This is a genomic window from Kitasatospora sp. NPDC001175, assembly GCF_053598215.1.
This window is the reverse complement of the sequence record NZ_JBSFJU010000032.1, coordinates 24,533-49,096: the sequence shown is the minus strand read 5'-3', so window position 1 is coordinate 49,096 and position 24,564 is coordinate 24,533. Positions and strand designations below refer to the sequence as shown.

20 protein-coding genes are annotated in these 24,564 nt (G+C 72.5%); 7 read left to right on the top strand and 13 right to left on the bottom strand.

Annotated features, from left to right (window positions below; translation table 11 throughout):
• Window positions 1–2 precede the first annotated feature (2 nt).
• From ACWDAK_RS22745 to ACWDAK_RS22720, 6 genes are all read right to left on the bottom strand, one after another.
• On the bottom strand, window positions 3–1,043 hold the full coding sequence (locus ACWDAK_RS22745; protein ID WP_427393037.1) for an ABC transporter ATP-binding protein: 1,041 nt from the start codon (window positions 1,041–1,043) through the stop codon (window positions 3–5).
• A 168-nt stretch (window positions 1,044–1,211) separates the two neighbouring features.
• Complete coding sequence (gene grpE / locus ACWDAK_RS22740) at window positions 1,212–1,766, bottom strand: nucleotide exchange factor GrpE (protein ID WP_344635550.1); 555 nt, start codon at window positions 1,764–1,766, stop codon at window positions 1,212–1,214.
• A complete protein-coding gene (gene dnaK / locus ACWDAK_RS22735; protein WP_344635549.1) occupies window positions 1,763–3,625 on the bottom strand; it encodes a molecular chaperone DnaK in 1,863 nt (620 codons plus the stop codon). Before dnaK ends, grpE begins: the two co-directional genes overlap by 4 nt.
• Before the next feature lie 340 nt (window positions 3,626–3,965).
• A complete protein-coding gene (locus ACWDAK_RS22730; protein WP_344635548.1) occupies window positions 3,966–5,144 on the bottom strand; it encodes a serine hydrolase domain-containing protein in 1,179 nt (392 codons plus the stop codon).
• Window positions 5,141–6,067, bottom strand: coding sequence for a DUF6895 family protein (locus ACWDAK_RS22725; RefSeq protein ID WP_344635547.1), 927 nt, complete (start codon window positions 6,065–6,067; stop codon window positions 5,141–5,143). The genes ACWDAK_RS22730 and ACWDAK_RS22725 overlap by 4 nt, the downstream gene beginning before the upstream one ends.
• A complete protein-coding gene (locus ACWDAK_RS22720) occupies window positions 6,067–6,849 on the bottom strand; it encodes a hypothetical protein (RefSeq protein ID WP_427393038.1) in 783 nt (260 codons plus the stop codon). The genes ACWDAK_RS22725 and ACWDAK_RS22720 overlap by 1 nt, the downstream gene beginning before the upstream one ends.
• Before the next feature lie 324 nt (window positions 6,850–7,173).
• Here ACWDAK_RS22720 and ACWDAK_RS22715 point away from each other — a divergent pair, with 324 nt between their 5' ends.
• A complete protein-coding gene (locus ACWDAK_RS22715; protein ID WP_344635545.1) occupies window positions 7,174–7,437 on the top strand; it encodes a dsRBD fold-containing protein in 264 nt (87 codons plus the stop codon).
• Window positions 7,438–7,484: 47 nt separating this feature from the next.
• On the opposite strand, the gene ACWDAK_RS22710 is transcribed toward ACWDAK_RS22715, so the two are convergent.
• Genes ACWDAK_RS22710 through ACWDAK_RS22700 form a run of 3 tightly spaced genes read right to left on the bottom strand, consistent with a single transcriptional unit; the run spans window position 7,485 to window position 10,765 of the window.
• Window positions 7,485–8,561, bottom strand: a complete 1,077-nt coding sequence (locus tag ACWDAK_RS22710) for a TolB family protein (protein ID WP_427393039.1) — start codon at window positions 8,559–8,561, stop codon at window positions 7,485–7,487.
• Window positions 8,558–9,844 (bottom strand): MFS transporter, encoded by a 1,287-nt coding sequence (locus ACWDAK_RS22705; protein WP_427393040.1) that lies wholly within the window; start codon window positions 9,842–9,844, stop codon window positions 8,558–8,560. The genes ACWDAK_RS22710 and ACWDAK_RS22705 overlap by 4 nt, the downstream gene beginning before the upstream one ends.
• Before the next feature lie 3 nt (window positions 9,845–9,847).
• Window positions 9,848–10,765 carry a glycosyltransferase family 2 protein gene (locus ACWDAK_RS22700; RefSeq protein ID WP_344635542.1) on the bottom strand — a complete coding sequence of 306 codons (918 nt, stop codon included), beginning with the start codon at window positions 10,763–10,765 and terminating at the stop codon, window positions 9,848–9,850.
• A gap of 359 nt (window positions 10,766–11,124) precedes the next feature.
• Here ACWDAK_RS22700 and ACWDAK_RS22695 point away from each other — a divergent pair, with 359 nt between their 5' ends.
• The 6 genes from ACWDAK_RS22695 (at window position 11,125) to ACWDAK_RS22670 (ending at window position 20,157) form a co-directional block, all read left to right on the top strand.
• Window positions 11,125–12,477: a sugar transferase gene (locus ACWDAK_RS22695; RefSeq protein ID WP_344635541.1), complete on the top strand. Its 1,353-nt coding sequence runs from the start codon at window positions 11,125–11,127 to the stop codon at window positions 12,475–12,477.
• Between the two features lie 64 nt (window positions 12,478–12,541).
• Complete coding sequence (locus ACWDAK_RS22690) at window positions 12,542–13,804, top strand: Gfo/Idh/MocA family protein (protein WP_427393041.1); 1,263 nt, start codon at window positions 12,542–12,544, stop codon at window positions 13,802–13,804.
• The gene (locus ACWDAK_RS22685; RefSeq protein ID WP_427393042.1) at window positions 13,798–14,490 is read left to right on the top strand and encodes an acetyltransferase; all 693 of its coding nucleotides are present in this window, start codon (window positions 13,798–13,800) and stop codon (window positions 14,488–14,490) included. The genes ACWDAK_RS22690 and ACWDAK_RS22685 overlap by 7 nt, the downstream gene beginning before the upstream one ends.
• 22 nt (window positions 14,491–14,512) lie before the next feature.
• Entirely contained in the window at window positions 14,513–17,980 is a 3,468-nt protein-coding gene (locus ACWDAK_RS22680) for a DUF4082 domain-containing protein (protein ID WP_427393043.1), read from the top strand.
• A gap of 91 nt (window positions 17,981–18,071) precedes the next feature.
• Window positions 18,072–19,109, top strand: coding sequence for a glycosyltransferase family 2 protein (locus ACWDAK_RS22675; RefSeq protein ID WP_344635717.1), 1,038 nt, complete (start codon window positions 18,072–18,074; stop codon window positions 19,107–19,109).
• Between the two features lie 67 nt (window positions 19,110–19,176).
• Window positions 19,177–20,157, top strand: a complete 981-nt coding sequence (locus ACWDAK_RS22670) for a class I SAM-dependent methyltransferase (protein WP_427393044.1) — start codon at window positions 19,177–19,179, stop codon at window positions 20,155–20,157.
• Window positions 20,158–20,228: 71 nt separating this feature from the next.
• Here ACWDAK_RS22670 and ACWDAK_RS22665 read toward each other — a convergent pair whose 3' ends face one another.
• Genes ACWDAK_RS22665 through ACWDAK_RS22650 form a run of 4 tightly spaced genes read right to left on the bottom strand, consistent with a single transcriptional unit; the run spans window position 20,229 to window position 24,547 of the window.
• Entirely contained in the window at window positions 20,229–21,023 is a 795-nt protein-coding gene (locus ACWDAK_RS22665; protein WP_344635536.1) for a glycosyltransferase family 2 protein, read from the bottom strand.
• Entirely contained in the window at window positions 21,023–22,489 is a 1,467-nt protein-coding gene (locus ACWDAK_RS22660) for an oligosaccharide flippase family protein (RefSeq protein WP_427393045.1), read from the bottom strand. The genes ACWDAK_RS22665 and ACWDAK_RS22660 overlap by 1 nt, the downstream gene beginning before the upstream one ends.
• Entirely contained in the window at window positions 22,486–23,850 is a 1,365-nt protein-coding gene (locus ACWDAK_RS22655; protein ID WP_344635534.1) for an O-antigen ligase family protein, read from the bottom strand. Before ACWDAK_RS22655 ends, ACWDAK_RS22660 begins: the two co-directional genes overlap by 4 nt.
• A 7-nt stretch (window positions 23,851–23,857) precedes the next feature.
• Window positions 23,858–24,547, bottom strand: coding sequence for a YveK family protein (locus ACWDAK_RS22650; RefSeq protein WP_344635533.1), 690 nt, complete (start codon window positions 24,545–24,547; stop codon window positions 23,858–23,860).
• Window positions 24,548–24,564 lie beyond the last annotated feature (17 nt).

Sequence of the window (24,564 nt, the reverse complement as noted above, 5' to 3'; positions counted from 1 at the left end):
GGTCAGTCGGACGGGGATACCTGGTAGTCGTGGGTGCGCTGCCAGAGCAGGGTGATCCGGGAGCCGGGTTCGGCGGGGGCGGCGTCCTGGGGCTGGAGGACGGTGAGCCGTCCGCCGCCGTCGAGGTCGACCAGCAGCCGGGTGCTGTGGCCGAGGTAGCCGCGTTCGGTGACGGTGCCCTCCACGGCGTGCTGGCTGGCGCCGGGCGTGGTGCCGGCGGGCGCGACGAGGATCCGCTCGGGGCGGATGCTGTGGGTGCCGCCGACCCCCAGCAGCCGCCGGGACTCCTGCTCGCCGAGCAGGTTGGAGGTGCCGACGAAGGAGGCGACGAAGGCGGTGGCGGGCCGCTCGTACACCTCGGCCGGGGAGGCGACCTGTTCGATCCTGCCCCGGTGGAACACCGCGATCCGGTCGCTGAGTGCCAGCGCCTCGCCCTGGTCGTGGGTGACCAGGACGAAGGTGATCCCCACCGACCGCTGGATCTGCCGCAGTTCGACCTGCATCTGCTCGCGCAGCTTGAGGTCGAGCGCGCCCAGCGGCTCGTCCAGCAGCAGCACCTTGGGCCGGACCACCAGCGCCCGCGCCAGCGCCACCCGCTGGCGCTGGCCGCCGGAGAGCTCGCTCGGACGGCGGTCCTGGTAGCCGTCCAAGCGGACCTGGTGCAGGGCCTGCCCGGCCCGATCGGCGCGCTCGGCCCGGGGCACTCGACGGACCCGCAGCCCGTACTCGATGTTCTGACGAACCGTCAGGTGCGGGAACAGCGCGTAGTCCTGGAAGACCGTGGTGACGTCGCGCTCGAACGGTGCGAGGCGGGTGACGTCGGTGCCGCCGAGGTGGACGGTGCCGGCGCTCGGGCTCTCGAAGCCCGCGATCAGCCGCAGCACGGTGGTCTTGCCGGAACCGGACGGGCCGAGCATCGAGAAGAACTCGCCGTCGGGGATCTCCAGATCGACTCCGGCCACCGCCTCCGTGTGACCGAAGGACTTCCGTAGGCCGGAGAGGCGGATGGCCGGAGCGGTGACAGCCTGCTGACTGCTCGTCATGCTCGGTTAACTTATGGAGTCACAGGTCAAATGGCAATGATCCGGAGGCACATGAGTCACCTGTGCCCCGGCCGAGTGAACCGATCCGGTCACGGGCCCGGCATTCTCGCCAACACCCTTGCCCGGTAGGTGCGGTGATCACCGCCCGTGCGCGCGGCGCGACGGCCGTCACCCGTGCTCGGGCGGTGCGGTGACCGTCACCTGGGCAGGGCGCAGCAGATGGCCGCCGACCCGGTAGCCCGGCCGGTGGACGGCGGTGCAGACGGGGGTGGCCGCCTGCGGGGAGTGGAGGTAGGTCAGGGCCTCGTGCCGGGTGGGGTCGAAGCGCTCGCCCACCTCGCCGAACGGGAGCAGGCCGAGTGCGGCGAGGTGCTCGGTCAGCTCGTCCGCGACGGCCTGGAACCCGCCGGTCACCTCGCCGAACTCGCGGGCCCGGTCGAGGGCGTCCAGCACCGGCAGCAGGCCGAGCAGGACGTTCGCCACCGCGATCTCCCGGACGGCCAGCCGGTCCCGCCGCACCCGCTTGCGGTAGTTCTCGAAGTCGGCCTGCACCCGCTGGAGATCGGCGGTCCGCTCGGCCAGCAGGGCCGTCAGCTCCTCGGGGGTCGTCGGCACCTCCTCATCGGCGCGAGACCGGACGGGCGTGAAGTCGGGCTCGGCACGGTGCCGGGCGCCGCAGAGCACCAGTTCGCCGGAGCGCTCGCCCTCGTGGGAGTCGTTCATGGGGACGTCCCCTTCGGCCGGTCCTCGTCGACGATCTCGGCGTCCACCACCTCGTCCTCCCTGGCCCCGCCGGCGCCGCCCTCGCCCGCCTGGCCGCCTGGAGCCTGAGCCTGGGACTGCGCGTACATCGCCGCGCCGATCCGCTGCGCCGCCGTGCTCGCCCGCTCCAGTGCGGTGCGGATCGCGGCGTCGTCGGTGCCCTTCAGGGCCTCCTTGAGCTCGGCCATGGGCTGCTCGACCTCGCTCTTCACATCCTGGGGGATCTTGTCCGGGTTCTCCCGGATCAGCTTCTCGGTGGTGTAGACCAGCTGCTCGCCCTGGTTGCGGGTCTCGGCCGCCTCGCGCCTGCGGCGGTCCTCCTCGGCGTGCTGCTCCGCGTCCCGCATCATCCGGTTGATGTCGTCCTTCGGCAGCGCGGACCCGCCGGTGACGGTCATCCGCTGCTCCTTGCCGGTGCCGAGGTCCTTCGCGGCCACGTGCATGATGCCGTTGGCGTCGATGTCGAAGGTGACCTCGATCTGCGGCAGGCCGCGCGGCGCGGGCGGCAGGCCGGTCAGCTCGAACATGCCGAGCTTCTTGTTGTAGGCCGCGATCTCGCGCTCGCCCTGGTAGACCTGGATCTGCACGGACGGCTGGTTGTCCTCGGCCGTGGTGAAGATCTCCGAGCGCTTGGTCGGGATCGTGGTGTTGCGCTCGATCAGCCTGGTCATGATGCCGCCCTTGGTCTCGATGCCGAGGGACAGCGGGGTGACGTCCAGCAGCAGGACGTCCTTGACCTCACCCTTGAGCACGCCCGCCTGCAGCGCGGCGCCGATCGCGACGACCTCGTCCGGGTTGACGCCCTTGTGCGGGTCGCGTCCGGTGAGCTCCTTCACCAGCTCGGTGACGGCCGGCATCCTGGTGGAGCCGCCCACCAGGATCACGTGGTCGATGTCCTTGACCGTGATCCGTGCGTCCTCGATCGCGTGGTGGAACGGCGTCTTGCAGCGTTCCAGCAGGTCGGCGGTGAGCTGCTGGAACTCCGCCCGGCTGAGCCGCTGTTCCAGGTGCAGCGGGCCCTCGGGCGAGGCGCTGATGTAGGGCAGGTTGATGGTGGTCTCGGTGGCCGAGGACAGTTCGATCTTGGCCTTCTCAGCGGCCTCGCGCAGGCGCTGCGAGGCCATCTTGTCCTTGGACAGGTCCACGCCGTAGCCGTTCTTGAACTCCTTGACCAGGTGGTCGACGATGCGCTGGTCCCAGTCGTCCCCGCCGAGGTGGGTGTCGCCGTTGGTGGACTTCACCTCCACCACACCCTCGCCGATCTCCAGCAGCGAGACGTCGAAGGTGCCACCACCGAGGTCGAAGACCAGGATCGTCTGCTCGTTCTCCTTGTCCAGCCCGTATGCCAGCGCGGCCGCGGTCGGCTCGTTGACGATCCGCAGCACCCGCAGACCGGCGATCTCGCCCGCCTCCTTGGTGGCCGTCCGCTGGGCGTCGTTGAAGTAAGCCGGGACGGTGACCACGGCGTCGGTGACCTCCTCGCCGAGGTACGCGGAGGCGTCCCGCTTCAGCTTCTGCAGCACCCGGGCGGAGATCTCCTGCGCGGTGTACCGCTTGCCGTCGATGTCGCCGGACTCCGGGAAGTGCCAGTCGGGTTCGCCCATGTGGCGTTTGACCGAGCGGGCGGTGCGGTCCACGTTGGTGACCGCCTGGCGCTTGGCGACCTCGCCGACCAGCACCTCGCCGGTCTTGCTGAAGGCCACCACGGACGGTGTCGTCCTGGCACCCTCGGCGTTCGGGATCACCGAGGGCTCGCCGCCCTCCAGGATGCAGACGACGGAGTTGGTGGTACCGAGGTCGATACCGACTGAGCGGGCCATGTCCGCGCTCCCTCCCTGGGAGGTCACCTCACCCCATTCTCGCGCGCACCGCGGGTACGGTCACGCCGTGAGTGGCGAACGGGTCGGCGGGTTCCGGAGGAGGTACGGCCGGGCAGCGCGAGTTGTGGAACCCGGAAGAGTGGGGGAGGCCGTGTCCGGTGGGAGGTGACGACCTGGATCTGTTCCTGCACCGGCTGGGGGGCCCGCGGCCCTGACCGCCGCTGTGGAGGCCCGGACGGACGCACGGGGAGCCGCGCGGACCGGTCTGCGGCCTTGCGGCCGTCCTGTCCGCGCGGCTCCCCGTGCCCCGACGGTCTCCCCGGCCGCCGGGGCGTGGGGCTCAGGCCGCCGGTGGGCGGAGGAGGTCGTGCAGGATCCGGCGGCCCGCACCGACGACCGGGTGGGCACGGGTCGGGGTGGCGTTGGCCAGCACTGCGACGCCCGCCCCGGCGTCCGGGCTGACTGCGAGGTAGCCGGTGAAGCCGCCGGTGGCGCCGGCGTGCGAGAGGACGGTCCGGCCGCGGCGGGTGATCCGGTGGTTCCAGCCGAGGCAGACCGGTCCGGCACCGTCCGGCAGCGAGTGGCGGGGCCGCTGGGTGGCACGCAGTGCCTCGGCCAACGGAGTCTGCCCGGGGTGGAGTTGGGCGCGCAGGAAGGTGAGCAGGTCGGCCCCGCAGGAGTGCAGGGCGCCCGCCGGGGCGAGCGCCTGGAAGTGCCAGTCCGGCACCGTCCGGCCGCGGCGGTGGCCGCTCGCCCGGTTGGCCATGGTGGCGTCGAAGTCGCCGGTACCGGTGCCGGTGAGGCCGAGCGGCCGCAGGACCCGCTCGGCGAGCAGCTCGCCGTACTCGGCCTGGGCGGCCCGGGCGAGCAGCAGGCCCAGCAGCCCCATCCCGAAGGTGGAGTACCGGACGGCGGGCGGTGAGCGGCGGGGCCGCAGCCTGGCGGTGGCACGGTACAACTCGGCCTCCCCGTACCTTGCGTACGGGTCGGAGACGATCCGGGCCGCCGCGCTGCGGTAGAGCCCCCGGGGGAGCCGGGGGAGTCCGGAGGTGTGGGTGGCCAGGTCGAACAGGGTGATCGGCGGCTCGGATCGGCGGCGCGGGGCGGCCCCGACCGGGAGGTAGGTCTCGATCGGGTCGGCCTCGGCGACCTCGCCGCGGGCGACCAGTTCGGCGAACAGCAGGGTCGTGAACGCCTTGGTGAGCGAGCCGACCTGGAAGCGGGTGGCGGGGTCGGGGGTGGTGCTGCCGCCCAGGGTGAGGACGCCCGTGCAGTACACGGCGGCCGCGCCCGGGCGGATCGCCGAGATCACCACTGCCGGGACCAGGGGATCGGCGGTCACCACCGCGGCCTGTGCGGCGAGCAGTTCGCGCAGCTCGCCCTCGGAGGGGTTGCACGCCGGTGCCGGGCGCGGCGGGCCGGGCAGGGCGAACGAGTCGGCAGCGGTGGTGAGTTCGGCGCTTCGGGCCGCCTGACCGGCTGGTGGGAGGGGGTGTGTCCCGGGGCTTCGCTCGCTCAACTAGCCACCCCCGCCGCTCGGGGACTGCCGATCGCCCGGGAGAGCGCCAGGGTTCCGGCGACTGCAGCGGTGATCGTCGGGTGGTGGCTGCGGAAGGCCCGCTCGGGGCCGGAGGGCGGCCGGGTGGCGCCACCCGGCAGCATGCCGTCCGCCTGCTGCGCCTGGGCGAGGGCCGCCCACGCCTCGGCGTGGAACAGCGGCTGCTCCAGGCAGGCGCCGACGGCGAGGAGTTCGCCGAGCAGGTCCCAGCTGCGGGCCTCGGTGAAGGCCTGCAGCCAGGCCGGGAGCCACTGGTGCAGATAGCGCTGGAGGTGTGCGGGCAGGCCGGCCGGGTCGGCGCCCCGGTCGGTGAGGTGGAAGACGGTGCGGGTGACCCCGTGGGCGCCCCGGCCGTCCAGCATCCAGGGCTCGGGGACGCCGCCGAGCCAGGTGCGGCGGGTCAGCTCGGCCAGGTCGTGGTGGCCGGGCAGCCCGATCCGGCGGGCGGCGGCGGCCACGGCGAGTCGGCGGCCCGGTGAGTGCTCCGGCACCTGGGCGGCCCTGGTGGCGGACAGGTGGGCGAGCAGCCGGTCCAGGGCGCGGTGGCGGTAGCCGAGTGCGGCGAGCGGCGAGTAGATCTCCATCGGGTAAGTGGCCGCGGGCGTCTGCCGCTGGAGCTCGTACAGCAGCTCGCCCTCGTGGAACTGTCGCCAGCTGAAGGCCAGCAGCCGGTCGGCGGTCCGGGCGGTCTCCGGGCTGCCCACCGACTCCCGCCGGACCGTCGCGGCGGCCAGCGCCAGTTCGGCCAGCGCCCCGAGGGAGGGCTCGTCGATCTCGTACCAGGGCACGGCCGGGTCCAGCGCGAGGGAGCCGTGGCAGCGGTCCAGCCACTCAAGGGCGCGGGCGCCCACCTGGCGGGGCAGGTGCAGGTCGAGCGGGTCCATCAGCGCGCCCCCATCCAGTACCGGTCGGTGTCGGCGGTCCGGCGGGCCAGGGTGGTCTCCAGCAGCGTCCTGGGCTGGTCGGCGGCGAGCACCTCGATGTGGGCCAGTGCGGTGCTCAGCAGCGGTTCGGGACGGGTGGCGCTGTCCAGGGCGAGCCAGCGGGCCAGCCGGGCGGCGCGCAGCAGGTCGCGGCGGAGCAGCGCGTGGGTGAGGCCCCGGCCGAGGTCCAGCCGGCGGCGCCTGGCCTGGTCACGCTGCGGGCAGTGCAGTCCGGGCAGGGCCAGCGAGGACAGCTGGGCCAGGCCGGTCGTCCAGGTGGGCCACGGCTCGTCGGCGAGCCGGGGCTCGATCCGTTGGACCGGATCGACGGGCGCGGGTGCGGGTGCGGCGAGGCCGTACCGGTGGATGTCGGCGAGCCCGTCCCAGCCGTCCGGGTCGACGCCGAGGGCGGTCAGGGTGCGGCACAGGGCCCAGTCGCGCAGGCCCCAGAGCCGGTCGGTGACGGGGTCGAGCGGCCGTGGGGCGGGGACGGCGCGGACGGCCTCGGTGAGCAGGGCGACGTCGCCGGGGCCCAGGGTGTGCGGGCCGACGACGAAGGGGGCCAGCGCGTCGGCTCCGAGCGCCCGTACGGCACCGAGGTGGGCGGCCTCGGCGCCCTGCGGGTGCTGCTCCAGCCGGAACGCGGCGTCGCCCGCACCCCTCAGGGCGCAGGCGACGTCACTCGCGAGCCTGAGGGTGGCCGTCTCGACCGTCTCGGGCTTCGAAGGGTGTGGGGTGGGCAAGGCCGGGACGCCCTCAGTCGCCGGTGCGGCGGGAGTCGGCGGGCCGGATCCCGGCTGCGCGGTCCTGGACGGTGACAGGCTCATGCGGGGACATGCGGATCACCTCGCGGATAAATAGGGACATAAGGGTCCCAAACATAACCATTCGTTCTCAAGTGGCCGCTCCGGCACACGTGGACTGATCGGGTGGTAGGGCATCCTGACGGTCGGTCAGCGCGCGGCGCCCGGGCGGCGGACGGGGCCCGGGCGGCCGTGCCTTGCAGGCGGCGGGGGCGGGGCGCACGCTTGGGGTAGCGACGGCAGCAGGGGGTTTGGGAGGTCGCCATGCAGAACCAGTGGGATGTGCAGCTGAGCTTCTCCGAGGACGGGGTGCACACCGTCTGCGAGGCGTCCCTGGTCGGACCCCGGGCACCGGGGCTGCGCGGGCACGGCGAGGCGACCCGCAGCGTGGAGGATCGCCCGCTGGCGCGGATCGGGGAGGAACTGGCGGCCTCACGCGCGCTGGAGGACCTGTCGCACCGGCTGAAGGCCCAGGCGAACGGCGAGATCGCCGACGAGGGGCACCGGCCGGGCTACCTGATCTACTGAGCTGCGGCGGCAGCGGCTTCCGGGGGACGGCGGCAGCGGCTACCGGGCTACGGCAGCAGCGCGGGGGAGAAGCCGCCGTGCAGCAGCAGGGCGGGGCTGCCGGTGCCGTCGGCCGGTACGGTCCACAGGTCGGAGCCGGTGCCGCCGGCGGCCGGGAGGGCGTAGGCGAGGGTGGTGTCGTCGAGCCAGGCGGCCTGGTCGTCGACGCTGTGCGTCTCGGCGAGTTCGGTCTCCCTGCCGCTCGCCAGGTCCAGCACGTACAGCCGCCAGGGGCGGACCGGATCGCTGGAGACGCGCTTCTTGAAGGCGATCCTGGTGTTGTCGGGGGAGAGCGAGGGGCACTCGACGTTCTCCCGCAGCACGGTCATCCGGCGTGCCGCCAGGTCTCCCCTGACCAGGTACGTCTTCCCGGTGCTCACCGGGGACATGGTGGCGTAGAAGGTGTTGTCGTCCGAGGTGAAGGTGACGCCCCAGAAGTTGCGGTCCGCCGGCAGGTAGGACTCGCCGTCCTTGCTGACGGAGAAGTCCTCCAGGGTGGCGGTCAGGGCTCCGGTGCGCACGTCCAGGACGGAGGTGCGGGTGGAGAAGGAGTTGGCGGCGTAGGAGTCGCCGGAGGTGAAGACCGTCCAGGAGGCCATCCGGCCGGAGGCGGAGATCCGGGCGCGGTTGGGGGCGCCCGCGCCGAGGTCGATCCGGCGCCGCTCGCGCAGGGCGGCGTCCAGGATCCTGACGTGGTGGCTGGGGATCGCGCCGTACTCGGTGGTGAGGCAGACGACCGTGCCGGCAGCGGAGTAGACGCGCTCGCAGGCGGTGTGGCCGACGGTGCGCGGGCCGGTGGGGTCGGCGCGGTCGACGGTGGCCAGCAGGCCGAAGCCGGGGCCCGGTTCGGTGTCGCGGAACAGCAGCTCGCCGTGTGCGCCGGTGAGGTCGAGCTCCCCGGCGGCGGGGGCCGTGCCGGACCCCTGGTGCATGCCGCGGTCGGCGCGGTGAGCGGCGTGCAGGCCGTAGCCGATGCCGAGGCCGGCTAGCAGCACCAGGGCCACGGCGAAGACGGCGAGGCGACCCCTGGTGAACAGCGGCCCGTCCTGGTCGGCCTCGGACGGGACTCGGCGGGTCAAGGTCACTTCGCCTCTTTCGCGGTCGGCGCGTTCAGGGGGCGGGGCAGGACGGCGCGGACCAGTACGGCCGACGCCACCAGGCAGAGCAGCAGGCCGAGGCCGAAGGCGTACAGGGTCGGATGCGGCCCCAGGTAGCGGTACGCCAGGCCGAACAGCAGCGAGGAGGCGAACATCCCCAGCGCCTGGAGGCTCTGCAGCACTGCGAAGCCCGAGGTGCGGGAGTGCGCGGGCAGCAGGGCGGCGGCATGGGCCATCAGCGGGGCGTCGGTGGCCGCGTAGAAGACGCCGTGCAGCACGAGCACTGCGACCAGCACCACCGGCCCGCCCCGGGAGGAGGCGAGCAGCGCGAGGACGGTGAGGAAGCAGACGTGTCCGGCGAGGAAGAGCCGCCAGGGCCCGAGCCGGTCGGACAGCGAACCGAGCGGCAGCGAGAGCAGCAGGTACGGCGCGGCGGTGCCGAGGGCCAGCAGCGGGAACCAGCGGGCGGCCAGGTCGTCCTGGCGCTGGAGGGACAGGTAGACGAAGGCGTCGCTGATGGTCGCGGTCTCCAGCAGCATCACGCACAGGCAGGTGCGGCCGAAGGCCCCCTCACGCAGCAGGCCGAAGGCGGCGCCGAGGGTGACCGGCCGGCGTTCGGGGCGGGGGCCGCGCCGCTCGCGGACGAAGAGCAGCAGCACCAGGACGCCCACGGCGGCCACGCAGAAGCTCGCCATGAACACCGCGTCATAGGCGGTGGCCACGGCCGAGAGGACTGCGAAGGCGATCAGCGGACCGCCGAAGGCGCCCGCGGTGTCCAGGGTGCGGTGCACACCGAAGGCCCGGCCCTGTGCCCCGGGGGTGCTGGAGAGCGAGATCAGTGCGTCGCGCGGGGCGGTGCGCAGGCCCTTGCCGCTGCGGTCCACGGCCAGCACGGTGCTGATGCCCGGGAGCGAGGCGCCCGCCGCCGGCAGGCCGAGCTTGCACACGGCGGAGAGCGCGTAACCGGCCACCGCGACCGGCTTGCGGGCGTGGAACCGGTCGGCGAGGTGGGCGCCGGCCAGTCGCAGGAAGACCGATGCCCCGTTGAACAGCCCGTCCAGGAAGCCGGTTTGGAGCATCGTCAGACCGAGCACCGAGGTGTAGTACAGCGGCAGCACCGAGCTGACCATCTCGGAGGAGACGTCGGTGAGGAAGCTGACCACCCCGAGCGCCAGCACATTGGCTGCGACCCGGCGCCCGGCGCGGGAGCGGGGAGATCCGGTGCCGGTCCCGGCCGCGGAGTCGGCGGCCCGACTGGAGGAGAGGTACACCGGTCAGACCAGGTTGTCCGCGGTCGGCCGGGTGCGCAGCCTGGCGGGACTGAGCAGGGCCGCGGCGGCCCGCCGGCTGCGCTCCTGGCCGAGCAGTGCCCGGGAGCCCTCGCGCAGCAGCATCGCCGCCCAGAACACGGCGCTGGCCGCGGCGGAGTTGCGGCGGTGGAACAGCCGGACCTTGTTGAGGGTGAGCAGAGTCCACAGCCGGGGCGAGACCTCGGAGTCGCCCTCCAGGTGCACGGCGTGGGCGTCGGGGGCGAGCCGGGTGCGGTGGCCGAGGTCACGGGCGCGCAGCGCGTACTCGGTCTCCTCGGAGTAGAGGAAGAACGATTCGTCCCAGGGGCCGCAGTCCCGCAGGCAGTCCCAGGAGATCAGCAGGGCCGCACCGGTGGCCCAGTCGACGGTGGTGGCGGCGCGGTAGGCGGCCCCGGCGGTGATGGTCTCGCCGAGCAGCGACCAGCGCCCGGCCCGGCGGTTGCCCAGCACGGCCTCGCCGATCGCCCGCAGCACGGCGGGTTCGCGGCGCAGCGAGTGGGTGAGGGCGCCGCTCTCGCCGTGCAGCCGGGGCACCACGATGCCGGTGCCGGGGCGGTCGAGGTGCGGCAGCATGGCGGCGACGCAGCCGGGGGAGAGGCGGATGTCCGGGTTGAGCACCAGGACGGCGGTGCGGGGTTCGAGACCGGCGAGTGCGGCGTTGATCGCCGCCGCGTACCCGGCGTTGTAGCCGGTCCGGACGATCCTGGCCCCGGGTATCCGCTCCTGGAGGAGCGTCAGAGTTCCGTCCGCCGAGGCGTTGTCGGCCACCGTCAGCCGCCACTGGACTCCCTGGAGCCCCTGTTCCAGGGAGTCCAGCAGTCCGGGCAGGACCTCGGCACTGTTCCAGGTGACCACGATCACCTCGACCGTCGCAGGCTTCATCATTCCCCTCCAGCTGGCGCGAGCCCAGTATGCGACGGATTGCGGACCTCGGTCAGGGATTCGTCTCAACATCATCTCCACGGTACGGCTACATAGTTGAAGAGATTGTTTGCGGTTTGTCCTCGCGGGAGGTGATCGGGCCGCTACCTTGCTCGGTGGGGATCGCATGGTGCTACGCGAGCGACACGGCCTTCGGTGGGGGATGTCGGTGTCCGGCGCTCGTATTCGCAGTTCGGGGCAACCTTTGTCGGACGCACCAGGGGGGAAGTATGGCCGTCGAGTCGGCCGCACGTTCGGAGAGTATTCGTGATGTCATCACACCCCGGGAGCCGCAACGGCGGTGGGAGTACGACCATCTTGTGAAGCTCGTCGCCCTCGACCTGGGGGCCGCGGCCGCCACCGCCGTGGCCGCCCAGTTCTGCGGTGCGCGGCGGGAGGTCGTCCTGCTGCTGCCGCTGCTGTGGCCGCTCGCGCTGCTGGCCGTCCGTGCCTACGGGCAGCGGCAGTTGACCGGGGGGCTGGAGGAGTACCGCCGAATAACCAGGGCCGCCCTGGTGCTCGGCGCCATCGCCGTCCTGGGCTCCGGACTCGCCCTCGGCCGCGACGAACTGGTCTACGACGCGGTGCTCGCGCTGGCCGGCGCGGCCGCCCTGACCCTGGCGCTGCGCCGGGTCCTGCAGTGGCGGCTGGCGGCCGCCTGGTCGGCCGGACGCAACCTGCGCCGGGTGCTGGTGCTCGGCCACCCCGGCGGGGTGGCCGAGCTGGCCGGGTCTCTGGCGAGGCAGTCGCCGCACGGCCTGCGGCTGGTCGGCGCCTGCCTCACCGCGGCACCCGCGCCGGACCGGCGGCCCGACCCGCAACTGCCCGTACTGGGCGGCCGGGAGAACGTGGTCTCGGTGGTCCGCCGCACCGGCTGCGAGATGGTCATCGTGCTGCCGGACGCGGCCCTGGACCAGATGGCGCTGCGCCGGCTCGGCTGGGACCTGGCCGCTGAGGGCGTCCAGCTGCTGATCAGCCCGCAGTTGGCCGATGTCGCCGCAGCCCGGCTCAGCGTCCGCAGCATCGGCGGCCTGCCGCTGCTGCACCTGCGGGCCCCCGTCGGCTCGGCCCTGGCCCGGCTGCCGAAGGAGATCCTCGACCGGCTGATCGCCGCCGTCGGACTGTTACTGCTCACCCCGCTGCTGCTGGTGGTCGCGGCCGCCGTGCGCAGCACCAGCCCCGGGCCCGCGCTGTTCCAGCAGCGCCGGGCGGGCCTGGGCGGCGAGCAGTTCACCATGCTCAAGTTCCGCACCATGGTGCAGAACGCCGAGGAGCTCAGGGACGAGCTCGCGGAGCTCAACGTCAACAGCGACGGTCCGCTGTTCAAGCTGCCAGGGGACCCGAGGACCACCGGCGTCGGCCGGTTCCTGCGCCGCTACTCGCTGGACGAACTCCCGCAGCTGATCAACGTGTTGGCCGGGCACATGTCCCTGGTCGGGCCCAGGCCCCCACTGCCCGAGGAGACCCTCGACTACGACGAGGTCACCCGCCGCCGGCTGCTGGTCAAGCCGGGACTGACCGGGCTCTGGCAGGTCAGCGGACGTTCCGACCTGCCCTGGAAGGAAGCCGTCCGGCTCGACCTCAGCTACGTCGACAACTGGTCCCACGCGCTGGACGCGCGGATCCTGCTGCGCACCACGGGCGCCGTGGCCCGCGGCAAGGGCGCCTACTGACACACCTGCCGGATGGGCGGGAATGATTGACGACTCGTCAGATCACTTCGAAAGGAACCGTCACGTGACAGCCACTGCGCCGACCGCCCGGACGCAAGCCCCTCCGCTGGGCCTGGCCGTGGTCGGGGCCGGCTACTGGGGCCCGAACCTGGTGCGCAACTTCCAGGCCTCACCGGAGTTCCGGCTGCGCTGGCTCTGCGACCTGGACCTTCTCCGGGCGCGGCGGGTGCTGGGCGAGTACTCGACGGTGGCCGCCACCGACGACTACGCCGAGGTTCTCGCCGACCCCGGGGTGGCGGCCGTCGCCGTCGCCACCCCGGCCGGCACCCACCTGGAGGTGGCGCTGGCCGCGCTGCGCGCGGGCAAGCACGTGCTGGTGGAGAAGCCGCTCGCGGCCACCGGCGAGGAGGGCCGGCTGCTGGTCGCCGAGGCCGAGCGGCGCGGCCTGGTGCTGATGTGCGACCACACCTACTGCTACACACCGGCGGTCGGCCGGATCCGTGAGCTGGTCGGCTCCGGGGAGCTCGGCGACATCCAGTACGTGGACTCGGTCCGGATCAACCTCGGCCTGGTCCAGAAGGACGTGGACGTGCTCTGGGACCTCGCCCCGCACGACCTGTCGATCCTGGACGCGGTACTGCCCGAGGCCGACCGACCGGTCGCGGTGGCCGCGCAGGGCGCCGACCCGCTCGGCGTCGGCCGGGCCTGCGTGGCGTACCTGACGCTGCAGCTGGCCTCCGGGGCGATCGCCCACGTGCACGTCAACTGGCTCTCCCCGACCAAGGTGCGCACCACCATGGTCGGCGGCTCCAAGCGCACCGTGATCTGGGACGACCTCAACCCGCAGCAGCGGATCGCCCTGTTCGACCGGGGCGTCGACCTCGCCACCCCCGAGCAGCTCGGCGACGGGGAGCGCCGGGAGCGGCAGGTCGACTACCGCTCCGGCGACATGGTCGCGCCCGCGCTCGGTGAGAAGGAGGCGCTGCGCGGGGTGGTGGAGGAGTTCGCCGCCGCCATCCGACAGGGTCGCGCCCCGCTCACCGACGGCCGGTCGGGGCTGCGGGTGCTGGAGATCCTGGAGGCGGCCGAGCTGAGCCTGGAGCGCGACGGCGCGCTGGTGCCGCTCGCCTCGGCTGAAGGGCGCGCCGACGCCGAGAGCGACGAACGGCAAGTGAGCGGACCGGGCGTAGGAGCTGGGGGCACCTCCCAGCCGCCAAGGCTGGGGGCGAGCGTCGGCGTCGACCCCGCCGATCAGCGGCTCCGCCGCGGGGAGCGCCCGGAGGCGAGCGGGCGAGTAGCGGCCCGAGCGGGGGAGGCCGCGTGCTGAGGCGGGACCTGGTGATCGTCGGCGCCGGGGGCTTCGGCCGGGAGGCCGCCGAGGCGGCCCGGGCGGCCGGCGACAGCTGGCGGCTGCGCGGCTTCCTGGACGACAACGAGGCACTGCACGGCAGCGAGGTGGACGGTGTCCCGGTGCTCGGCCCGGCCGAGGCGGTGCACGACCTGCCCGACGCGCAGGTGGTGCTGTGCACGGTCAACCCCCGGGTGTACCACAGCCGTTCGGATCTGCTGGAGCGGCTGAAGCTGCCCGAGGACCGGTACGCCACCCTGGTGCACCCGAGCGCACAGATCGCCCACGCCGCCGAACTCGGGCCGGGCAGCGTGCTGCTGGCGAACGTGGTGATGACCGCCCGGGCGACGGTGGGCGCGCACGTCGCCGTGATGCCGCAGACGGTACTCACCCATGACACCGAGGTCGCCGACCTGGTCACGCTGGCCACCGGGGTCCGCCTCGGCGGCGGGGTGCGGCTGGAGCGCGGCTGCTACCTCGGCGCGGGCGCGATGGTCCGCGAGTACACCACGGTCGGCCGGTGGTCACTGGTCGGCATGGGGTCGGTGGTACTGCACGACGTGCCTCCGCGCCAGGTCTGGGCCGGCAGTCCGGCCCGGTTCCTGCGCGCGGCGGCTGGGGCACCCGAAGGGGCGAATCCCCCGCCGGTGCCCGGGAGTTCATAGGCACATCAGGGGAGCAACGGCAATGAAGAACGGCAGCACGATGAACATATCCCCACCCCGTCCGGCCATCCGGCGCGGCGGACACGGCACGGCGGGGTTCCTGCGAGCCCTGCTGGCCGCCGTGCTGCTGCTCGCGGCCACCGGCCTCGCGGCGGCGCCGGCGGCGCACGCGGCGGGCGACCCGTGTGCCCCGCCCGTCACCAACAAGGTCGCCTGCGAGAACACCAAGCCCGGTGACCCGATGTCGGACTGGTACTCCCCGAACGCCTGGGGCGCCATCCAGGGCTTCACCACCCACGAGAGCGTCAAGGCCGGCGACACCCTCCAGTTCAAGGTGAACTCGCCCACCCCGTACACCATCGACATCTACCGGCTGGGCTGGTACCAGGGCAACCGGGCCCGGCGGATGCCGACCTCGCCCACCGCGACCTTCCCGGCCAAGAGCCAGCCCAACTGCCTCTCCGACAGCTCCACCGGGCTGGTCGACTGCGGCAACTGGAGCGTCACCGCCAGCTGGACGGTCCCCGGCGACGCGGTCTCCGGCCTGTACATCGCCAACATCTCGCAGGCGGACGGCACCGGGCTGATGCCCTACCCGTTCGTGGTCCGGGACGAGGGGAGCCACAGCGACCTCGTGGTGCAGACCAGCGACGAGACCTGGCAGGCGTACAACACCTGGGGCGGTCAGAACCTCTACCTCGGCTCCGGCCCGGCGCCCGACGGCCGCGCCTACAAGGTGAGTTACAACCGCCCCCTGGACATCGGCGCCGACAACGGCGTCTACGGCTCCGAGTACGCGATGATCGGCTGGCTGGAGCGCAACGGGTACGACGTCAGCTACCTCTCCGGCATCGACGTCACCACCAAGGGGCTGCTGCTGCAGAACCACAAGGTCTTCATGTCCAACGGCCATGACGAGTACTGGAACCAGGCCCAGCGCGACAACGTGACCGCCGCCCGGGCCGCCGGCGTCAACCTGGCCTTCTTCTCCGCCAACGAGATGTTCTGGCGCACCCGGTTCGAGAACTCCATCGACGGCACGGCCACCCCGTACCGCACCATGGTCAGCTACAAGGAGACCAAGCTCCAGATCCCCGGAGTGGACGGCGTGCCCGACCCCAGCGGCCAGTGGACCGGCACCTGGATGGACCCGGTCGGCGCCGGACGCGGCGGCGGCAAACCGCAGAACGCGGTGACCGGCCAGCTGTTCCGGGTCAACGGCTACCGCAACGACGCGATGACCGTCCCCGCCGCCTACGGCAAGCTGCGGATCTGGCGCAACACCTCGATCGCCGACCTGCAGCCCGGACAGGTCGCCACCTTCCCGACCGGCACCCTCGGCTACGAGTGGGACGTGGACGAGGACAACGGCTTCCGGCCGCCGGGCGCCGTCGACCTCTCCTCCACCACCGTCAGCATCACCGACGGCACCTACCTGCTGGACAACGGCAACACCTACGGCAACGGCGTCGCCACCCACAGCCCGACCATCTACCGCGACCCGGTCTCCAAGGCACTGGTCTTCGGGTCCGGCACGGTCCAGTGGTCCTGGGGCCTGGACACCCTGCACGTGGGCAACGCCACCAACGAGGATCCCAGGATGCAGCAGGCGACCGTCAACCTGCTGGCCGACATGGGCGTCCAGCCGACCACCCTGCAGTCCGGCCTGGTCAGGGCCAGTGCCTCCACCGAACTCACCGGCCCCACCGTCACGGTGAACACCCCGGCCGCCGGCGTCACCGTCCCCGTGCTCAAGCCCGTCACCGTCAGCGGCACCGCCGCCGACCTCGGCGGAGGCCAGGTCGCCCGGGTCGAGGTCTCGGTCGACGGCGGCACCACCTGGAAGGGTGCCACCGGCCTGGCCAACTGGAGCTACACCTGGACCCCGCTCGCCCAGGGCGCGGCCTCGATCCAAGTCCGCGGCGTCAACGACTCCGTCAACACCGGGCCGGTCGCAACCGTCAACCTGACCGTCGGCCCGCAGCAGTGCCCCTGCACCATCTGGCCCAGTTCCGCCGTGCCGGCCCACACCGACTCCGGTGACGCCGGGGCGATCGAGCTCGGTACCAAGTTCCGCACCACCGTCAACGGCGCCGTCACCGGCATCCGCTTCTACAAGTCCGCGCTGAACACCGGCACCCACACCGGCAGCCTGTGGAGCACCGACGGCACCCGCCTGGCGACCGGCACCTTCACCGGCGAGAGCGCCAGCGGCTGGCAGCAGCTGACCTTCGCCACGCCCGTCCCGGTCAAGGCCAACACCACCTACATCGCCTCCTACTACGCCCCCAACGGCCACTACTCCTACGACGACGGCTACTTCACCAGCCAGGGCGCCGGAATCGACCCGATCAAGGCCCTGATGGCCGGAGCCGACGGAGACAACGCCCTCTACCGCTACAACACCGGCGGTGGGTTCCCGAACTCCAGCTACCACAGCTCCAACTACTGGGTGGACGCCGTCCTCGACACCTCGGTGGACACCATCACCCCGCCCGCCGTCACCGGGACCACACCCGCCACCGGCAGCACAGGCGTCGCCATCACCGCGACCCCGACCGCCACCTTCAACCACACCATCGACACCGGCACCCTCAAGTTCACCCTGACCGGCCCCGGCGGCACCCCGGTCACCGCGAGCACGAGCTACGACTCGGCGACCGCCACCGCCACGCTGCGCCCCAACGGGCAGCTGGCGCTGAACACCGCCTACACCGCCACCGTCCAGGCCGCCGACCCGTGGGGCAACCCGATGGGCGGCTCCAGGAGCTGGACCTTCACCACCAGCGCCACCCCGCCCGCGGTCAACTGCCCCTGCTCGCTGTGGGACTCCACCGCCGCACCGGCCAGCATCGACTCGGGCGACGCCGGCGCGGTCGAGCTGGGCACCCGGTTCACCTCCACCCTGGACGGCTGGATCACCGGCGTGCGGTTCTACAAGTCGGTCGCCAACACCGGCACCCACACCGCCACGCTGTGGAGCAACACCGGCACCCAGCTGGCGAGTGGCACCTTCACGGGCGAGAGCGCCAGCGGCTGGCAGCAGCTCAACTTCACCACCCCGGTGGCGATCACCGCGGGCACCAGCTACGTCGTCTCCTACCACGCGCCGAACGGGCACTACTCCGCCAGCAACGGCTACCTCGCCGCGGGCTACTCGGCGTACCCGCTGCGGGCCGTCGCCGACGGCGCGGGCAGCGCCAACGGCGTCTACAAGTACGGCGCCGGCGGCTTCCCGACCAGCACCTTCAACTCCACCAACTACTGGGTCGACCCGGTCTTCACCAACGTCCGGCCGGCCGCCGCGGCACAGCCCGCCGTGCTGAACCTCGCCGCTCCGCTGAAGCCGCTGACGGACGTCCTCGGCGGAGTGCTGAACGGCCTGCTGGGCAAGGCCAAGGGGCCGCAGACGGCCGTCCCGGGCCGGGAACCGGCGCCGCTCGCCCCACCGAGTGGGTCGGCCACCCCGGCGGCCCGCCGCACGGGGTGACACCCCCCTGCTCCGGCCCGGTCCCGCCGTGCGGCGGGACCGGACCTCTTTCCCCACCCGATCCGAGAGGACGAGAGCCAAGTTGAGCACCGTGAGCGTGGTCATCCCGTGCTACAGGTACGGGCACTATCTCGCCGACTGCGTGAGCAGCGTGCTGGACGAACAACCCGGCGTGGACGTCCGGGTACTGATCATCGACGACGCCTCGCCGGACGACTCCGCCGAGGTCGCCCGGAAGCTGGCCGCCACCGACTCCCGGATCGAGGTCCGGGTGCACGAGACCAACAAGGGCCACATCGCCACGTACAACGAGGGCCTGTTGGAGTGGGCCGACGGCGACTACACCGTGCTGCTCTCCGCCGACGACCGGCTCACCCCCGGCGCACTCACCCGCGCCGCCGCCCTGCTGGACGCCAGTCCCCGCGTCGGCTTCGTCTACGGCCACCCCATCCACTTCCAGCACGGCAAGCCGCTGCCGCCCGCCCGAACCCGGCTGCGCGGCACCACCGTCTACCCGGGCGGGTGGTGGCTGGAGCGCCGCTTCAAGGAGGCGCACGGCTGCATCACCTCGCCCGAGGTGGTGGTCCGCACCTCGCTGCAGCGGGAAGTCGGCGGCTACGACCCCGAGTTGCCGCATGCCGGGGACGTGGAGATGTGGATGCGGCTCGCCGCGCGCGCCGACGTCGGCTACCTCAGGGGCGTCGACCAGGCGTACTACCGGCGGCACGGCGAGAACATGTCCGCCACCGAGTTCGGCGGGCAGATGGACGACCTGCGGCAGAACAAGACCGCCTACGACTCGGTGATCGCCAAGTGCGGCGACCGGATCCCCCGGGCGTGCCCTCTCGCCGACACCGTCAACCGGAAGCTCGCCCGGCTCGCGCTGCGGCGGGCCGTCCGCGCCTACGACCGGGGCCGCACGGACGTCGTCCCCGAGGCCGAACTCGTGGCCTTCGCCGCCGAGTGCTGGCCGGCCTACCGCACGCTGCCCGAGTACCGGGGCCTGCGGCTGCGGCGGCGGATCGGGGCGCGGGCGATGCCGTACCTGCAGCCGCTGGTGCTCACGGCCGTGGTGGCCAAGGGGCGGGAGTGGCTGTGGTGGAAGTCCTGGCGGTTGCGGGGGATCTAGCAGGACCGCCAAGCGATGCTCGGCACGCCTGGGAACGGTGAAACTTCTGCGAGGGAAAAGGGAGTCCGTGTTCAACAACCTGGTGAACCGCCATGACGTCTACCGTGTCGGGCGGAAGCTGCGGCGGGGGCAGCTCGACCGACTGGTGTCCAAGGTGCGGATCCGTGGTACGGAGCGGGTGGTCGCCCACTGGTCCGCCGTGGATCCGTCGCTGCAGGAGTGGTGGGCGATACCGGCCGTGGTCCGGCGGTGGAACACCTTCGCCAGCGGCGATCCCGAGATCGGGTTCCCCGAGTACGTCGCCGACCGGTGGCTGGCCGGCCGCAGCGGCCTGCGCGCCCTGTCGCTGGGCTGCGGCACCGGCGGCAACGAGGTGATCTGGGCCCGCCTCGGCGTCTTCGAGCACATCACCGGCATCGACATCTCCCCGGACCGGATCGCCTACGCCACCGGCCGGGCCAAGGAGCTCGGCCTGGACGACGTACTGGGCTTCCGGACCGCCGACGTCCGCGAACTGCTGCAGGCGGGCGAGAAGTACGACATCGTGCTCGGTCTGCAGTCGCTGCACCACTTCGACCGGCTGGACCGGACCATGGACCGGATCGCCGGGTTGCTGAACCCCGGCGGACTCCTGATCGTGGACGAGTTCGTCGGGCCGACCAAGTTCCAGTGGACCAGTGGCCAGCTGCGCGCGGTCGACCGGTTGCTGGCGGGGCTCCCGCCCGAGCGGCGCAGACTGGCGGACGGGAGGATCAAGCGCCGTGCGGTGCGGCCGAGTCTGCTGTCGATGCGGCTGGACGATCCCTCGGAGGCCGTGGACGCGGCCCGGCTGCTGCCCGCGATCCGCAACCGCTACCGGGTGCTGGAGGAACGCCCTTACGGCGGAACGGTGTTGCACGTTGCCTTCTCCGGTATCGCGCAGAACTTCCGCGACGGCGGCGAGGAGGAGGCGAGGCTGATCGAGCGCTGCTTCGCCGCCGAGGACGCCGTACTGCCCTCGCTCGGGCACGACTTCGTCTTCATGGTGTGCGAGCCGAAGCCGGCCTGAACGCGGAGGTCGCCGGCCGCGTGAGGGCGGCCGGCGACGGGCGGGCGGGAGCGTCAGTTCGCCGGTCGAACTCAGCGCTCGGACCAGCTGGACCAGTAGCTGTCCGGGTTGACCAGATAGCGCACGGTTGGTACGGGCAGGTGTTCGACCCGGTGGGTCCGGCTGTAGCGGAACACCAACTCCCAGTCCTCGCGCGGGATCACCTCCGGCGGCCGCCGCAGCCGACTGAACCGCAGCGCGCGGGTACGCCGGGCCACCACCGCGTTGGTGTCCAGGAAGCCCTCCTCGGCCGCGTGCCGCCGGTCGAAGGGAACGGACAGGACGTCCATCTCGCTGCCGTCCGGGTGCAGCCGCCGCAGCGCCGTGTAGACGGCGTCCGGACCACCGGGAGCGCTGAGCGCCTGGACGGCGCGCTCCAGATGGTCGGGCTCCCACTCGTTGTCGTCGTCCAGGAAGGCGACGTACCGGGACGAGGTGAGCCGGATCCCGACATTGCGCACCACGCCGGCCACCGCCGTGTTCCGGGCCAGGCTGACCGCGAACAGCCGTGGATCATCCGGGAGTTCGGGAAGCCCGGCGCCGTCGTCCACCACGATCACCACCTGCTCCCGCAGGGTCTGCGCCAGCGCGCTGGCCACCGCGCGCCGCAGCCCCTCGGGGCGCCGGTAGGTCGGGATCACCGTCGCCACCAGCGCCGACGGGCGCCGGCCGAGCTCGGCCGCGAGCCGGCGGACCTCGGCGTCCTCCTGTCGGCGCAGCCCGACGGCCGTCCAGGCCAGCACTGCCTTGTTCCGGGTCTCCATCAGGCGCAGAAAGCCGAAGGTGCCGCGCAGCACCTGCTTCGCCTGCCGTACGAGCACTGCCACTACCGTTCACCCTCCGCCGCCAGAACCCGTTCCTCGTGCGGCACCGGAGCCTTCGACCCGCCGCCGCGCAGCTGCCGGCGCATCGGCAGCACCACCGGTACGTACGCCGCCAGCGCCGCCGTGCCCGCCGCGAACATCCCCCAACGGGTCTCGCCGCACCAGTGGTAGACGGGCAGCGAGACGGCCGCCATCAGCAGTCCGCCGCCGAACGGCCGGGCACAGGCCCGCAGCACCACCGCGCCACCCACCCCGGCCCGGCGCATCGCCCACCAGAAGGCCGGGGCCACCAGCAGTGCCGCCACCACCAGATGGCCGGCGCCGACGCCGCCGATGCCCCAGCGGTGGGCGCCGAGCAGCAGCGCCGGGACCAGCGCCGCCAGCCACCAGCCCTGGACCGCGATCAGCGAGCTGCGCCGGCCGGCCGCGGCCAGGCAGTCGTACGCCAACTCGTAGGCGATCCGCAGCAGTCCGAGCAGCGCCAGCCACCGCAGCGCACCGGCGGCGGGGGCCCAGCGTTCGCCGTAGATGGTTGCCACGACCGGTTCGGCGAGGACCGCGAGCAGGACGCACGGCGGTACGGCGGCCACCATCAGGACGGCGAGCCCGCGGCCGAAGGCGTCCGCCAGAGCCTCCCGGGAGTCGGCGACCCGGGAGAAGCCTGCGAAGGAGATCCGGCGGGCAGCCTCGGAGATGCTGCGGACCGGCCAGCTGGAGACGTTGAAGGCCAGTTGGTAGAAGCCCAGGGCGACCGGGCCGAGCAGGGCGCCGGTCACCACCGAGTCCACGTTGAGCATGGCGAGCACCAGCAGGCTGGCCCCGGCCAGCGGCAGACCGAAGGAGATCAGCGCGCGGGCCTCGGTGGCCTTCCAGCCCGGGCGCAGCACCCCGGGCACCACGACGGCGCAGCCGGCCAGGGCGCACAGATTGCCGGCGAGCGCACCCCAGGCGAAGCTCAGCGCACCGGTGCCGGAGTAGGCCAGGGCGAGCGTGGTGCCGGTGGTGACCAGGAAGTTGAGCAGGTCGAGGACCATCCGGGCGCCCTGCCGGAACTCACGGGCGATCACCTGGTTGGGCACGCAGGCGAGGCCGTCGATCACCACGGAGAAGCAGAGCACCCGCAGCATGGTTGTCGCGTCCGGTGAGCCGAGCGCCCGCGCGGTGGCCGGGGCCGCGACGAACAGCATCCCGTACAGCACGGTACTGGAGAGCACCGAGAGGGTGAGGACGGTCGGGGCGAACTCACCCATGTCCCGGTCCCAGCGGACGATCGCCAGACTGACGCCCATCTCGTTGGCCGAGAGCAGCACCCCGAGCGCGACCATGCCGGTGGCGTACAGACCCCACTCGCGCGGACCGAGCAGGGTGCGGGCCAGCACCACACCGGCCGCGAAGTTGCCGATCCGGATGACCACCGTGTTCAGCAGACTGATCCGGGCACCGGCCCGGACCTTGGCGCCGAGGCTCACCTGGCCGCTCCGGCCGCCGAGCGGAGGCTGCCGAGCAGGCTGCCACCCATGCCCAGCAGCAGGAAGAACATGCCCGCGAACATGGGGAACCCCAGCGAGTCGAAGGTGGCGCTGATGACCAGCGCCACGGCGGAGGCCGCGACGAAGCACTGGGCGAGCTCGCGGGTGGCGTCGTCCTCGGCCAGGCGCCGGGCGGCGCCGCCGCAGTGCAGTCCGGTGAGGAAGAGCAGCAGGAGGGCGAGGAGGCCGAAGACGCCCATCTCGGCGGCGGTCAGCAGGTACATGTTGTCGGTGAAGAAGTACAGCTCCGGGATGAAGGTGCCCATGCCGTGGCCGATCCACGGCGAGGTCTGCATGTAGTCCCAGATCTTGGCGTAGTCGCCGGTGCGGGCCTGGGTGCTGTCGTCGGTGTTGCTGAAGAAGGAGCTGAACAGGCCGGTCAGGGTGGACAGCAGGCCGGGTATCGCCACCCCGAGACCGAGCACGCCCACACCGAGCGTGCCCAGGACGGCCGTGCGCCGCCGCGGCCGCCAGGCCGGGAGCATGGCCAGCAGGGCGACGCCGACGCCGATGATGCCGGTACGGGAGACCGACAGCGGCAGCGCGCCGGCGATCAGGAACACCGGCAGCCAGCGGCGCAGCACCCCGCGGTGGTGGCGGGCCGGATCGAAGGCCTGCTGCACGGCGAACGGCAGCATGATCGAAAGCATTCCGCTGAACTCCAGCGGCTGGGCGGTCGTCCCGCGCGGCCGGGTGAAGCCGCCCCGGCTCATCGTCTCCAGCCCGGGGGCGCTCGACTGCAGGCCGGGGATGTGCAGCGAGGCGGCGATGTTGGTGTCGGTGAGGAAGTCGTACCAGCCGAGCAGCGCCACGATGCTCGCGCACACCACCATCCGCCGCAGCAGTACCTCCAGCCTGGCCCGGTCGGTGATCCCGGCGGAGGACACCACCACCAGGCCCGTCCAGGCCAGTACGGCGATCAGCCCCCGGTCGGCGCCCTGCAGCTCCTTGGTCACGGCGGGCCGGCCGGCACAGGCGATGTACGCCAGCAGCACCGCCGCGCCGAACACCACCAAGGCTATACGCGGGGCGTGGGTGCCCCTGGCCGGGACGATCCGGTCGGTCAGCCAGGCGGCGAGGTACCAGAGCAGCGCGAGCAGGGCGACGACGTTCGCCGGGGTGCCGACCCCACCCATGCCCGGCAGCACCAGGTTGGACGGGATGAACATCGCCAGCAGGACGTAGCCGGTGAGCACCGCCACCGCGTCCATCCCGTAGGCGCCCCCGGCCGCCGGGTCGGCCGCGCCCGCGGACGGGACCGGGCGCGACGGGACCTCGACCGTGGCCTGACGATCCGCCATCCGGGCGCTACCTCCCTGCGGCCAGCGACGGCTCGGCCGCCTGGTCCGCCGCCGTGGCACCGGCGGCAGCCGCACCGGAGCCCGCCCGGCGCCGCTGCAGCACGCCCGCCAGGTTCTCGGCGACGAACGCGGACAGGAAGGCGACCGCCAGGCCGGCCAGCCCGATCAGCGCGACGGACTGCAGCTTCTGCTTCAGCTGCGCCTGCGGCTCCTGCGGGGGGATGATCACCGTCGAGGTGATCTGCGCACCGGCCGGCGCCTTCTGCTCGGTCTGGATCGCCTTCAACTGGTCGGCGGCATAGGTGTTGAGCACCACGGTCGACTTCTTCACCTGCGCCGGGTCCGAGCCGGTCACCGTCAGGGTGAGGAAGGGCCCCATCGCGTTGTCCGCCAGCTTCACCCCGTACTCGCCGGTGAGTCCACGGGCCTTGAGGTCCTTGGCGGACTCGTCCGAGCTGAGTCTGCGCCCGAGGAAGTCGGCGGTCACGGTGAGCGCCTGGCTGAAGCTCAGGAACGGATTGCCGTTGTTCGGCGCCTCGGCGGCGACGTCCGGAGAGTTCAACAGCGAGATGGAGCACTGCGACTGATAGGTCGTCGGAAGCACCGAGTTGGCCACCGCGGACAGCGCGACCGTGATCAGCACGATCGGCAGCGTGACGTACCAGCGTTTGCGGATCACTCGAAGGACCTCGCGCATGTCCAACACATTCTCCC